Source organism: Devosia equisanguinis, from assembly GCF_900631955.1.
Taxonomy (GTDB): Bacteria; Pseudomonadota; Alphaproteobacteria; order Rhizobiales; family Devosiaceae; genus Devosia; species Devosia equisanguinis.
The window spans coordinates 21,024-34,372 of sequence record NZ_UZWD01000051.1; the positions used below are offsets into that span (position 1 = coordinate 21,024).

At 61.6% G+C, this 13,349-nt stretch carries 8 protein-coding genes; 3 read left to right on the plus strand and 5 right to left on the minus strand.

Annotation, left to right across the window (positions count from 1 at the left end; all coding sequences use genetic code 11):
• Window positions 1–39 precede the first annotated feature (39 nt).
• Both DEVEQU_RS18360 and DEVEQU_RS18365 read right to left on the minus strand, forming a co-directional pair.
• Complete coding sequence (locus DEVEQU_RS18360) at window positions 40–951, minus strand: homoserine O-succinyltransferase (RefSeq protein WP_126152057.1); 912 nt, start codon at window positions 949–951, stop codon at window positions 40–42.
• Between the two features lie 74 nt (window positions 952–1,025).
• Window positions 1,026–1,892 carry an ATPase gene (locus tag DEVEQU_RS18365; protein ID WP_126152058.1) on the minus strand — a complete coding sequence of 289 codons (867 nt, stop codon included), beginning with the start codon at window positions 1,890–1,892 and terminating at the stop codon, window positions 1,026–1,028.
• A gap of 237 nt (window positions 1,893–2,129) precedes the next feature.
• Between DEVEQU_RS18365 and DEVEQU_RS18370 the strand changes: the two genes are divergently transcribed.
• From DEVEQU_RS18370 to DEVEQU_RS18380, 3 genes are all read left to right on the plus strand, one after another.
• On the plus strand, window positions 2,130–4,853 hold the full coding sequence (locus DEVEQU_RS18370) for a flagellar hook-basal body complex protein (RefSeq protein WP_126152059.1): 2,724 nt from the start codon (window positions 2,130–2,132) through the stop codon (window positions 4,851–4,853).
• Between the two features lie 141 nt (window positions 4,854–4,994).
• Window positions 4,995–6,860, plus strand: coding sequence for a flagellar hook-associated protein FlgK (gene flgK / locus DEVEQU_RS18375; RefSeq protein ID WP_126152060.1), 1,866 nt, complete (start codon window positions 4,995–4,997; stop codon window positions 6,858–6,860).
• Between the two features lie 11 nt (window positions 6,861–6,871).
• Complete coding sequence (locus DEVEQU_RS18380) at window positions 6,872–9,082, plus strand: hypothetical protein (protein WP_126152061.1); 2,211 nt, start codon at window positions 6,872–6,874, stop codon at window positions 9,080–9,082.
• A 154-nt stretch (window positions 9,083–9,236) separates the two neighbouring features.
• Here DEVEQU_RS18380 and flaF read toward each other — a convergent pair whose 3' ends face one another.
• From flaF to DEVEQU_RS18395, 3 genes are all read right to left on the minus strand, one after another.
• Window positions 9,237–9,608 (minus strand): flagellar biosynthesis regulator FlaF, encoded by a 372-nt coding sequence (gene flaF, locus DEVEQU_RS18385; protein WP_126152062.1) that lies wholly within the window; start codon window positions 9,606–9,608, stop codon window positions 9,237–9,239.
• The gene (gene flbT, locus DEVEQU_RS18390; protein WP_126152063.1) at window positions 9,559–9,984 is read right to left on the minus strand and encodes a flagellar biosynthesis repressor FlbT; all 426 of its coding nucleotides are present in this window, start codon (window positions 9,982–9,984) and stop codon (window positions 9,559–9,561) included. The genes flaF and flbT overlap by 50 nt, the downstream gene beginning before the upstream one ends.
• Before the next feature lie 141 nt (window positions 9,985–10,125).
• A complete protein-coding gene (locus tag DEVEQU_RS18395; RefSeq protein WP_126152064.1) occupies window positions 10,126–12,888 on the minus strand; it encodes a flagellin N-terminal helical domain-containing protein in 2,763 nt (920 codons plus the stop codon).
• Window positions 12,889–13,349: the final 461 nt, after the last annotated feature.

Sequence of the window (13,349 nt, forward strand, 5' to 3'; positions counted from 1 at the left end):
TCCCCCTTTTTCAGGGGGAGGCGGGGTGGGAGTGTCGCCTTACTGTCCGATCTCGTCCAGCTTGTAGGGTGTCGTCTGGTAGATCTCGTTGATCCAGTTCTGAAACAGCAGATGCGCATGGCTGCGCCAGCGGTTTTCCGGAACCGCCGAGGTGTCGCCATTGGGGTAGAGATTGGCGGGTGGCGGTGTGTCCAGTCCGGCGGCGATGTCGCGCTCATATTCGTCGGCGAGCGAGCGATTGTCATATTCCAGATGGTTGAGGAAATAGACCGCCCGCCCATCCTTGCGCTCCAGCATGCAGAGCCCGAGTTCAGGATTGTCGATCAACACCTCGAGGTCGTCACCGATGCTGGCCCGGTCGATGTCATTGTAGCGCGAGACCGGGATTATGGGGCTGTCGGACATGCCGCGCAGCCAGGGTGAACCGGGTTTCAGGATCTGGTGCCGGAATACGCCAAACGCCTTCTTGTCCATGCGATAGCGGCGCGCCTGGTGGAAATGGTGCAAGGCGGCCTGTGCGCCCCAGCAGATGAACATGGTGTGGTGCACATTAGTGCGGGTCCACGCCATGATCTCGAGCATTTCCTTCCAGTAGCGCACCTCTTCGAACGGGATATTGGCAATGGGCGCGCCGGTGACGATGAAGCCGTCGAACTTGCGCTCCTTCACCTCTTCCCAGGTCTGGTAGAAGCTGTTGAGATATTCTTCCGAGGTGTGCTTGGACTGGTGCTCGGTGATGCGCACGAGACTGAGATTGATCTGCAGCGGCGTGGCGCCGATCAGCCGTGTGAACTGGGTCTCGGTGCGCTCCTTGTTCGGCATCAGGTTGAGGAGGCCGAATTCGAGCGGACGGATATCCTGGCGCGCGGCGCGCGTGGAATCCATGACATAGACGCCCTCTTGTTCGAGCGTCTTGCGGGCGGGCAGATCATCGGGAATGCGAATGGGCATGGCAGCTTCTAAATTGGGTGCGACAGACAGGCGGTTCAAGCCGGCGCGTGCTCACCCTCAAGCGGGGGCACGCGCTAACGCATTCGCTTGCTGATCGCCGCTGCCACCAGGTCGATGAATTCGTCGCCGTCGCGCACCGTCGCCAGGTCCGATGCTTCGATGACATAGCCGAAATTATCGGCCAGCGCCTGGTAGCGGGGCAGGCGGTCGTGCAGCAGTGCCTCGAAGCCCCAGGCGCCGAAGCCGGCGGGGTCGACGTCGTTGTCGTCGTGAATACCCTGGATCAACTTGTATTCCGCCCATTTCTCGACCAGGAAATGCGGCCGATAATACATCGGTTTGGGCGATTTCTTAAAGCGCTTGACCAGCTCGGCGGCGTCCTTGTCGGTGCCGCGGATATAGAGCAGGGCGGTGTTCTCGGTCAGCGTCTTGACCACCGGGTCTTCCGGATTGTCGTGGTCGATGACTTCGATCAGCGACCCGCCGGTATCGGCGATGAAATTGCCGTAGCCATAGAGCTCAGCCGCGCGATCGATGAAATAGGGCAGGTCGCAGAGGGCGGCGACCTCCGCCACGCGGTGCTGCTCCTGGCGGCGCTGATATTCGGCCAGCGGCAGGCCGCCGCGATTGGGATCGCCCGGTGTGCCCAGATAGGTCGAAAGCGGGTCGAGATTGTCGAAGGTTATGTTGGACGAGATGTAGATCGAGTCCGTGCGCAGAAGCTGCGCCAGGAACGGCACCTTCATGGCCTCGCGCTTGAAATTGTCGACGATGAACTCGCCCATATAGCGCGTGCCGATGCGGTAATCGGCCGAATAATGGAACCAGTGCTGGTCGCGCAACATGTTGCTGAGACGCGTCTTGCCGACACCAGCCATGCCGAAAACGGTGATGGCCCGGCGCGGGGCATTGATGAACTCGTCGGGTGTATTGAACAGCATGGCGCGCCTTCGATCTCCGGTCTCGCGTTTAGAGCAAAGCCCGGGGCTCTACAAGCGTTTCGCACCCGGCAGAATTTGCCACTCCGCCCTGCCAGAATTGCCGCTCCGGCGAAATTTGCACGGCTCTATCATGGTAAAACAATCGTAAAATCAACGCATTGGCTTGTTGGCATCGCACTTGCATTTGCATGGGCAGAGTAGGCGCTTGTCCCGCCGATTGGGGAATTGGAGTTTTAGATGGGTATTTTTGGTGCTCTGCAAAGTGCGGTGTCCGGTCTCAAGGCGCAGTCGCATGCGATGGAGAATATCTCGGGCAACATCGCCAACTCGCAGACAATTGGCTACAAGCGCATCGATACCAGCTTCCTGGACCTGATCCCCGATGCGCCGGTGAAGAGCCAGGTTGCCGGTGCGGTGTCGGCCTATTCGGTGGCCACCAATACCTTGCGCGGCGATATCCAGAACGCCGAGACCGAGACCTATATGGCGCTCAACGGCTCCGGCTTCTTCGTGGTCGAGCCCGGCGATGGTAGCGGCGGTACCTATTACACTCGTCGTGGCGACTTCGACAGCGATCGCAATGGCTATCTGGTCAATGGCGCCGGCTATCGCCTCACCGGCCTTGCCATGAACAATGGCGTCGTCACCGGTTCGGTGGCCCAGCCGATCCAGATCGACAATTCCTTCCTGCCGGCCAAGCGCACCACCTCGGTCAATTATCAGCTCAACCTGCCGCTCCTGCCCAAGACCGCCTCCTACCAGGCCACGGCGCCGGGCAGCGAGCTGCTCAAGCCCTGGAATTTCGGCAGCGTGCTGGGCACGCCGAACTATCCCAAGGCCAGCGGCGCGGGCCTGCCTGCCAGTACCCCGGCCTATGCGATTGGCTCGCTGGTCAATGGCACGGCGCTCGCCAGCTCGCTGGTGCAGGACAATGATCGTCTCAACGTCACGATCAACGGCACCACCTATGGCATTCGGTTCAACACCGACAATGCCTCGACGCCCTCTGTGACCATCGCCAGCTCCAATACCGGCTATCCCGCAAATACTGCGGCGACAACTGTGCTCAATGTGCCGAGCGCCAATCTGGCGGCTCTGGCTGCGGCGGGCTTCACCTTCGGAGGCCAGGCAATTTCGCCGGCAGGCGCGACGGCGGCTGATCTCGAAGCTGCAGTCGCTGCTCACCCCGATGTGGCATCAGCCACTTATGACGCCGCCGCCGGTACGCTGACCGTTACCTACAATGCCGGCGACCGCGCCGCCGCTCCGACCACTGCCGTGGCCGGTGGCAATGGGCTTATCACCTTCGGTTCTTCCACGCCGGGTACCGTCGCCGGTATCGGCAAGACCACTGTTCTGAACATTTCCCCGCAGGAACTCGAAGTCCTGCACCAGAAGAACGATATCTCGGTCGGCAATCCGCCCGTCGCCGTCGATTTCGGCGCCCAGTCGGCCGATGCCGCGGGGCTTCTGGCCGCCTTCCAGGCATCCTTCCCCGGTGCCACCGTGGGCTATAACGCTGCCACTGGCCAGATGACCATTGCCCATCCGGTGCCAGCCGCCATTGAGGCCGCCGATGCCGCCACCACTGGTTCGGGCGAGGAAATCGTCGCCAATGGCACGATCAACACCATGCTCGCCGACATGCAGCAGAAGCTGCGCGACCTCAGCGGCGACAGCGAGCTGACCGTTGGCCTGAAGAATGGCCAGATCGCCGTGTCGCTGGCCCCCAACAGCACCAGCGCGCTGGCCTTTTCCAGCGCCCGCGCCGGCACCATGTCCGGCGCTGTGCTCGGTCTCGACTCGGTGACCGACGCGGCCACCGGCAGCAATGTCACCGCTGCCGTGGCGCCTGCCAGCATGATGGTCGAGCAGGGCGACTCCATCAGCTTCACCATTGGCGGCATCACCCGCACCTATCGCATGGACATCACCGGTTCGCTCACCGGCATGGCGCCGGGCGAGGTCAAGATCAACGCCGGTGGCACCGTGGCCGACATGCTCGCCGCGATCCAGGCCGATCTGCGCGCCAATGGCGGTGCCACCGCCTCGCTGATGACGCTCAATGCCAATGGCGGCACCATCGAGATGAACTTCAACGGCAATTACACGGCCGACGTTCGCGTCACCGGCACTGCCGCCAACAAGTTCAATATCAACGGCAATTACGATGCCGAGCCCGGCACGCTGAATACGGTGCTCGCCAGCGACAGCGACCGCTTCGTCTCTGAATCCATCTCCGGCGGCGGCATCACCGTCTATTCGCAGACCGGCGAGCCGATCAACCTGCAGATGCGCTGGGCCAAGCTCAGCAATGAAACCGGCAAGGAAAGCTGGGGCCTGTTCTACGCCTCGGATAGCCGCGCCGGCGCCACCACCGCCTGGACCAAGCTTGCAGACTACGCCTATGAGGGCGGTATCCTTGCGGGCATCACCCCCAATCCGGCAGTGGCCAGCAGCTCGGGCACCGAGAAGCTGACCATCAACAATCTGTCGGTCAACGGCACCATGTATGGCTCGATCGATATCGACCACGGCATGAAGGGCATGACCCAGTTTGCCGACAATAGCGGCGCGGCGACCACCACGACGCTGAAACAGAATGGCTATGGCGCGGGTGAGTTCATCTCTGTCGGTATCTCCGATGGCGGTCGCGTCGTCGCCTCCTACTCCAACGGCGAAACCCGCGAAGTCGCCCAGATCATCACCGCCAGCTTCTCCAACGCCAATGCGCTCAAGCGCGGCGATGGCGGTGCCTATACCGCAACCTCAGAATCCGGCGAAGCCATTATCGGCCAGAGCGGGGAGGGCATTGTGGGCTCGTCAACCGAAGCATCCAACACTGACATCTCGGAGGAATTCACCAAACTGATCGTCACTCAGCAGGCCTATTCGGCGAATACGCGCATCGTCAGCGCCGCCGACGACATGCTGAAGGAAGCCCTCAACATGATCCGTTGAGGCCACGATGATTTTGGGACGCTGCATCAGTTTCAATCGGCCTTACGGGCTGTCTGGCCGGATTTCGCCTTGCCTGGGCGGGGATTGGTGCAGCGTTTCCTTTTTCGTCCCGCTTCTGTCTAACGCCAAGAGGGTCTTGCAATGGGTCTGACGGTTGCCATCGGCAATGCCCTGTCCGGTCTCAAGGTCAGCCAGTCGGCACTTGAGGTCATCTCTCGCAATATTTCCAATGCGGGGACGCCGGGCTATCACAAGCAGACCATCAACGTCATCGAAGTCGGGCGCGGCGACAATTCCTATGTCCGCGCCGGCAAGGTCGAACGCTCCTTCGACTCCATTTTGCAGAACTACTACACCAAGCAGGTTCCCGAGACCGCCTTCTCCGCCACGCGGGGATCGTTCATGGATCGCCTGCAGACTGCCCTGGGCAAGCCTGGCAGTGCCGGTTCGCTCGACTCCGTCCTCGGCAAGCTTTCGGGGTCTCTCGACTCCCTGGCCACCAGCCCGGACAACTATGCGACCCGTGCCGAAGTGGTGGCGCAGGCCACCAACATGGCCAACACGCTCAATCGCCTGTCTCTGGAAGTGCAGAGCATGCGTCGGGAAACCGAGACCCGCATGGCGACTGCCGTCGACCAGGTCAATTCGATGCTGGGCTCGCTGCGCGACGTCAATATGATCCTGGCCGATTACGGCGTCGATCAGAACACTCGCAACAGCCTGCTCGATCAGCGCGACCGTATCGTCTCGGGGCTTTCCGAGATGATGGATCTGCGGGTCGACTACAATACCGATGGCACCGTCCGCGTTTCGACGCTTTCGGGCGCCTCCATGCTCGACGTCAAGCCGTCCAAGCTGGTGTTCGAACAGGCTGGCTCGCTCAATGCGGCCTCCCAGTTCAATGTCGACGACGCGCAGAGCAATGTCGGCAAGCTGGTTATCGAGACCCCCAACGGCACCCGCGTCGATCTGGTCAAGGACGGCGCCATCCGCTCGGGGACACTCGGCGCCCTGATCAATATGCGCGACACCGTGCTGCAGGACGCGCAGAAGCAGCTCGACGATATCGCCGGCGCCCTGGCGCAGGTGTTCTCGACCGTGCAGACCCCTGCCACCGAGGCCACCGGCTCGCCCCAGGGCTATTCGGTCGATCTGGCCAAGCTGCAGGACGGCAATGATGTCGTCATGCGCTATCGCGACGCCAATGGCATAGAGCACAATGCCCGCATTGTGCGCGTCGACGATCCGTCCAAGCTGCCGCTCACCACCCCGGATAGCCTCGGTACCCAGGTCGTCGGCATCAATTTCGCCAATGGCGGGCCGATCGGCACGATCGACATGAACTATGTCGCCACCGTGCTCAATTCCTCGCTCAATCTGGGCCCGACCTTCAACGTCAATGCGGGCACTACGCTCGATATCCGCGCCAACAGCAATGCGCTGCCGCTATCGGCCACGTCCCGCTGGACCCCCAGCCAGGATCAGGCCGGCGACCTCGGCTTCAATCTCTTCGTGGACTCGGACGGTACCCCATTCACCAACAGCCTGTCCGGCAAAGGGCAACGCCTTGGCTTTGCCTCGCGGATCACCGTCAATCCAGACGTGATCACCGACAACAAGCTGCTGGTCAACTATGCCGCCGGCACCAGCGCGGGCGACAGCAAGCGCGTCGACTATCTGGTCGAGCAGTTCAACACGCTGCGCTTTGGCTCCAATTCGGCCGTGGCGGTGACGTCGGGCGGTTTTCGCCTCTCGGGCACCCTCTCCGACATGGTGTTCCAGACAATGGAATATCAGGGCAGCACCATTTCGACCGCGCTCTCGACAGCCGAGGCCAATAGCCAGACGCTCGACGCCATCACCTCGCGCATGGATGAGAAATACGGTGTCGACATCAACGAGGAAGTCGCTCGCTTGATGGAACTGCAGAATGCCTATGCCGCCAATGCCCGCGTCGCCTCTGTCGTGCAGGAACTGCTCAACACGCTGATGCAAACCTTTAGCTGAGGACGCCGATCATGCTCGTCAATAAGTCCATGTACCCGGTGCAGGCAGGCTACAGCGTCATCTCCAAGATGCAGGATTCGCTGGGCAAGCTGCAGACGCAGCTCGGTAGCGGGCAAAAGGCGCAGACCCTCGCCGAAATGGGCAATGACCGCGCGGTGTCGCTGGCCACCCGCACGCGCGTCTCCAAGCTCGAATCCTTCAATGCCAATATCAATACGGTGAACCTGCGGCTGAATTTCCTCGACCAGGCCTTCACCGCCATCAATGGGTTGAAGTCCGAGGCCCGTACGGCGGCCTCGCCCACCAGCTTTGGCGAAAACAACCTGACCATGGTCAGCCTGCAGCAGAACTCTATCAATCGCCTGTCGCTGCTGCTCGAAACGCTGAACCTCAATGTCGCTGGTCGCTACCTCATGGGCGGCAACAAGACCGACGCTGCCCCCGTGGCAACTTATGACCGCATCATGAATGGTGACGGCAAATCCGACGGCTTCCTCACCGTTGCCGGTGAACGCAAGCTGGCGGACCAGGGGCCTGACAGCACGGACACGCTGGGCTCGCTCGGCCTGCCGCGCAGCGAGATCTACGGCTATTGGGGCAATGACCTCGTGGTCAATTCGTCCGAGTTCGAGCGCTTCGGCTACAAGATCACCTCGATCTCGGGCAATACCAATTCCATGCAGACCTTTGGCCCGACCTCCGAGCCGCTGGCGCCGACCGTGCAGGTGAGCGTGCAGCCCAGCGTTGGCGACCAGATCAGCATGACTCTGACGCGCCGCGATGGCTCCACCCAGGCGTTCACCGCCGTTGCCGTCAACGGTCCTTCCGACCCCAATGCCACCCCGCCGCAATACAGCATTGGCGGCAATCTCGAGGAAACCGCCGGCAATCTGCAGAACCTGATGGGGCAGAAGCTTGGCACGCTCGAGAACTTCACCAAGTTCGTCACCTCCAATAGCGACGTGAAGATCATCGGCCATCAGGACGGCATGGAAAAGGTCGGCATCAAGATGCAGGCGCTGCCGGCAGCCGGCGAACGGCTGACCATCGGCGTCAAGGGACCCGATGGCGTCACGCGCGACCTGGTGTTCGAAGCCGTCACCGGCCCGGCCGATCCAGCTGCCGATCCCGTCCAGTATGAGATCGGCGCCAACCGCAAGCAGGCGCTGGGCAATCTGCAATCGGCCATCGAGACGGCCATGGGCAAGCTCGAGGCGCCAGTGAAGACCGGGCGCCTCAACGCCGAAGCCCTGGGGACTCCGCCTACGACCATTCGCCTGCAGGAGGAGATCCCGGCCACCGAGTTCGGCTATCGCCTGTCCTCGGCTTCGACCACCAGCAGCAAGGTCACCGTTTCGGCCGTGTCAGGCCCTTCGGCCAGTGTCTCGATCACTTTCAACGGCATCCCCCGCTCCGGCGAATCCATCACCGTCAACCTGACCCTGCCCGATGGCACCACCACGCCCATGTCGCTGCAGGCGGTGGATCGCGAGCCGCAGACCGGCCAGTTCCGCATCGGCGCCAATGCCGAAGAAACGGCCGCATCTTTCGAGGCCGCGCTCAAGCTCAAGCTCGACGATGTCAGCAAGACCACCCTGGTCGCCGCATCGACCTATGCGGCCGCCGACGATTTCTTCAGCGCCGATGGCGTGCCGCGCCGCATCGACCTGTCCAACGGCATCGAAAATGCCAAGGGCTGGGCCCCCACCACCGGTTTCGACTCCCGCCCTACCATCAAGTGGTACAATGGCGAGATCGGCACTCCTGGCGACAATCCCCGCCTCTCCGCCACCGCGCAGGTCGATGACTCCACCAAGGTGGGCTATGGCGTCCGCGCCAATGAGAACGGCCTGCGCCAGATGGTCATGACCCTGGCGGCGATGAGCATCCAGGAATACGACCTCAGCGATACCACCTCGCAGGGCCGGTTCAGCGCCATGGTCGAGCGGCAGGTCACCAATTTCTCCACCGACACGGCGACCAATGACAGTTCGGTCGAGCAGATCACCCTGCAGCTCGGCGTGGTTCGCGCCACCGTGGGCACGGCGCAGGCGCGCAATGTGCAGTTCACGGGCCAGCTCGAAACCCTGCTGGGCGAGGTGGAGCAGGTGCGCATGGAAGAGACGGTGATGCAGTTGCTCGCCATCAAGACGCGGCTGGAGGCCAGTTTCCAGACCACCGCCACCGTCGCCGGCCTCAGCCTGGTCAACTACCTCAAATAGGCTCCTGAATAGCCGCATGGGACGACGAAACGGGCGGGGCAGGGCATACTCCGCCCGCTTCTCTTTGCGCCCGGCCGCCAATTGCCCCCCACAAGCAAAACCCCCGGAGAGCGATCCCCGGGGGTTTGGCAATTTCTGGTCTTGAAAGCCCGGCTCAGTCGCCGGTGCCGCGCAGTCCTGCAGCCAGCTGGCGATTGATGTTGATCAGCGTCGTCAGCTTGGCCTTGGCCGGCTCCATATGCAGCTCGCGGGTCTCGTTCATCACGAACAGGCCGAGATTGGCGATGTTCTGGCGGACCGGAGCGGGGAGCGGATTGTCTTCGCGGGTCACCGAGGTGAGGAAGATGTTCCAGATGCGGCGGTTGAACAGCAGCGCCTCGTTCAGGCTGTCCTGCTTGGTTTCCCAGGCGTCGACGATCAGCTGGAAATTGGCAGCGGCCCGCGACAGCAGATTGGCTTCGCGATCACGCGGGGATTCAGTCTTGCGGGCCGTTTGTTGATAGGCCTGCGCTCCCTGGTGGTACATTTGCAAGAAGGTCCTGTTCGTACTGGATAAGTTTGCGGGCTGCCTTCAATGCTTTATAAAGTGAACCGGTTAATATCTCGTTATTGATTGCGTTTACCAACGAGATCATGGACGGCGCGGCCGTAATTATCTCATTGATAAGCTTGAAATATTCGTCGCGGAGCCGCGCCGTGTCCTCCTCGAGATACATTAATTGCACCGCCAGGTAGATGCGCTTGGCCGGGGTGTCTGCCGTGGTGACGGTGAGGATGTCTTTCTCGCGCAGGATCGGGGCCTTGCCGTCGATGAACAGGCGTGTGCGCTGGTCCGAATTGGTGATGATGCACTGGCCGACCAGGAGGCGCTCGCCGGGCTTGAGTTCGACTTTGAGGGACATGGCTGGGTTCCTGTCGGGAGAGGTGGCCGGCGTGCCGCCGCGGGGCAGGGGAGACTCGTGGTGGCATAGTGTTACCACCCCTTGAAAAAAGAAGAAGGCGGGCTTGTGGCCCGCCTTCCGGATTTTGCGCGTTCGAAGCGATTAACGCAGGAGCTGCAGCACGGCCTGGTCCTGCTGCGACGCCATCGACAGTGCCGAGGACGACAGCTGCTGGCGGGTCTGCAGGGCGAGGAGGTTTGCGGCCTCTTCGTTGGTGTCGGCCAGCGTCAGGTTGGCGGCGCCGGTTTCGAGCGTATTGATCATGTTCTTGGTGAACGACTGGCGGTTTTCGACAGACGACAGGTTGGAACCGAAGGCCGACGACTGCGAGCGGAGCTCGGTCAGGGCGGTCGACAGGTTGGCCAGGAAGGCGTCGATCTTTTCGTCGGTGTCCAGATCCTCGGCGGTCAGGCTTTCAACGCTCAGGTTCGAGGCGTTGATGGCGCGGATATTGCCATCCTTGTCCTTGGCCTGGATGTCGATCGAGGAGGTGCCGCTCTCGTTGAAGGTGATCTTCAGCTTGTCGCCGCGCAGCAGGTTGATACCGTTGAACGAGGCGTCGTCGGAGAGCTTGTCGAGCTGGTCACGCAGTTCGTTGAACTGCTTGGACAGATTGGCGCGAACCGAGTTGCCATCGACCTTGGTGGTGTTCACGGCATTGTTGCCGTCCTTGTCCACGCCGACGTCGAGGGACTGGGTCGAGAGGTTCTCGATGCGCAACTTGCCGTTGTCGTTCGAGGCACGGACCTTGGTGCCGTGATCGCGGTTGATCAGTTCGACGAACTTGTCGACGGTCTTGGTGGAGTTCAGCTGGCTCTTCTCGGCAACGCCGGTCTTGACGCCATCGGTACCGAACAGGGCCACCGAGTCGTCGCCGGAGATGGCGATGGTCTTGGCTTCGGCCGTCTTGGCGACGATCGAGAACTTGCCATCGTCGCCGAACTTGGCTTCGACGCCGGTGATACCGGCCTGGGCCAGGGTGGTGTTGACGGCGGCAACCGTCTTGTCCTGCCATTCCTTGACTTCGACGATGTTCGAGGTCGAGCCGATACCACCCTTCACGGCGCCGATCGAAATGTCGGCGGTCTTGCCGTCGTAGGAGACGGTGAAGTTGTTGGTGGCCGCTTCAACGGCCTCGACAGAAGCGCCCTGAACCGGAGGCGTGCTGGTCTGGCCGATGACGGCAGCCGTGTCGGCTACGCCATTGGTGGTGTTCACTGCGCCGGTGATACCGGCCGGCGAGGCCACGACGCCGTTGGTGGATGCTTCGGAAGAAGCGGCGAGGCCGAAGTCGGTCGAACCGCTATCGATGGTCAACGTGAAGTTGGTGCCCGACACGCTGGTGATGGAAAGGCCACCATTCGTGCCGGTTACGGTGAAGCCGTTGGCGTTGAGCGCCGTCATCAGGTCGGCGGCAGTCTCACCGTTTGCGATGGTGTGAGTCGCGGTATTCGTGCCGTCGGTGATGGTGAATTCCGTACCGGCATAGGCAGAGAGGTCAGTTGTACCGGTGGACAGGTCAACCGAACCGCCCGACGTGGTCATCGATGCAGGCGACATGGCAACTGCTGCCTTGGTGGACGTTACGCCCGGAGCAGTTGTGCCATTGGTCTTGGCTTCGAGGGTGACCTCGAGGGTCGTGTTGTCGACCGAGACATTGTAGGCGGCATTTATATTGGCGTCGCCTTCGATCGCCGATTTGATCTGAGCACCGGTCATGCCTGCGGTGAGGCTGACCGCGCCGGTAGCGCCGGCAATGTTCAGGTCCTGAGCCGAAGTCAGCTTCTGCGTACCGGCGTCGTTGTAGCTGGTCAGCGTGAAGGTGGTTTCAGCGGCAGACCCGGCTACTGCGCCGGAATTGGTCGGCACACCGGTCACGGTCGGTGCGGCGCCGCCCCAGGCAGTGCTGGTGAGCTTAATGTCCTTGGTGGTGGCATCGGCGGTGACGGTGTAACCGCCGGCGGCAGCGCCGTCCTGCAGGTTCTTGACGAAGGAGTCGAAGGTCGAGCCGGTGGCAATGGTCTGGCCGCCGACGCTCACATTCGAGGTGATCGCCGAGTAGTTGAAGCTGGTTTCGCCCTTAGTGGCTGCAACCGAGCCAGCGCCGAACTCGACTTCAGCAGCTTCTGCGGTGGGATCGACGGTTTCGATGATCACCTTGCCGCTGTTCGCGCCCGTACCGGCCGTCACAGTGAACTTGTTCAGAGTGGAGGGGTCGTTCTGCAGAGCGGCGCGGATGTTGTTGGCAACGCTATCGGCGGTCAGCGGAGCGCCGACAGAGGGTTCCGAGAGGGTGACTTCGACGCCAGCAACGGAAATCTTGTCATTGTTGGTGAAGCCGCCCATGCCGGAAATGACGGAGCGAGCGCCCGAACCCTGTTCGCCGCCGGCGGTCGACACCGGGCCGAGGAAGCTGGTGGCAGCGGTCGAAACAGCGGCCTTGGTGCCTTCCTGGGTGGCGCTGGCCAGGTCAACCTTGACGTTGAGGTCGCCGAACTGGCCACCGCTGAGGTTGATCACCGAATTGTCGCCAACTTCGAAGGACTTGGTCTGGAAAGACTTGTCCTGACGGGCCTGGCGCAGGGTCGACTGCATGGATTCCAGGTTCTTGGTCAGGGCGGTGAGGCCGTTATTCGCGGCTTCGATGACCTTGATACCCGAGGCCATGGAGTCGAGAAGGTTGCTCATGTCGGCAGCGCGGCTGTTGAGCGCGGAAGCCGTGAAGAAGTTGGACGGGTTGTCGAGAGCCGAGTTTACCTTGTTGCCAGTGGCGAGGCGGCTCTGCGTCTTGTTCATCATCTCTGCAGTGTTCTGCAGGCTCATGAGGTTAGAGCGAACGGCCTTGCTGAGCGTAACGTCGGACATAATTACTTCCTTCTGGACCCTTGTGGTGCTGGTGCCTCAGTTCTTGAGGTTGGCTCGACTATGAACCGGAGTCGGTAAAAAACTCTTAATTTTCCGAGATGTTTACGTTTTTGGTAAGGGTCTGATTTACCACGGAATTTCCCGGTTTCCGGGGCTTTCAGATACCTCGGCTCGCCACCGTGGTCATTAATGGGCGTGGTTGGAAAGCCTCGGTTAACTGCGGTGATTAGGCATGGCAGGGCTCTGCTGCCGGAAGGACAGATAAGCGTCCGGTATTGCTTGGCGCGAGACTGTATTGAGCTCCCTGTGCTGCCCAGATCGCTTCCCTCATGCGCGCACGCAGATGTCATGCGCGCACGCAGCCCCGACACGCCCTAGGCAAAGTCTAGCCAAAAACACGGAGGGGCCTCTTGCTGCAGGGCTATCGCACAAGGCCAATTGGCCCCGGGCTCTCATCCCCC

Excerpts from the sequence above, each read along its gene's own strand:
- DEVEQU_RS18360 (WP_126152057.1), bottom strand. The coding sequence starts at position 951 with ATGCCCATTCGCATTCCCGATGATCTGCCCGCCCGCAAGACGCTCGAA.
- DEVEQU_RS18365 (WP_126152058.1), bottom strand. The coding sequence starts at position 1,892 with ATGCTGTTCAATACACCCGACGAGTTCATCAATGCCCCGCGCCGGGCC.
- DEVEQU_RS18370 (WP_126152059.1), top strand. The coding sequence starts at position 2,130 with ATGGGTATTTTTGGTGCTCTGCAAAGTGCGGTGTCCGGTCTCAAGGCG.
- flgK (WP_126152060.1), top strand. The coding sequence starts at position 4,995 with ATGGGTCTGACGGTTGCCATCGGCAATGCCCTGTCCGGTCTCAAGGTC.
- DEVEQU_RS18380 (WP_126152061.1), top strand. The coding sequence starts at position 6,872 with ATGCTCGTCAATAAGTCCATGTACCCGGTGCAGGCAGGCTACAGCGTC.
- flaF (WP_126152062.1), bottom strand. The coding sequence starts at position 9,608 with ATGTACCACCAGGGAGCGCAGGCCTATCAACAAACGGCCCGCAAGACT.
- flbT (WP_126152063.1), bottom strand. The coding sequence starts at position 9,984 with ATGTCCCTCAAAGTCGAACTCAAGCCCGGCGAGCGCCTCCTGGTCGGC.
- DEVEQU_RS18395 (WP_126152064.1), bottom strand. The coding sequence starts at position 12,888 with ATGTCCGACGTTACGCTCAGCAAGGCCGTTCGCTCTAACCTCATGAGC.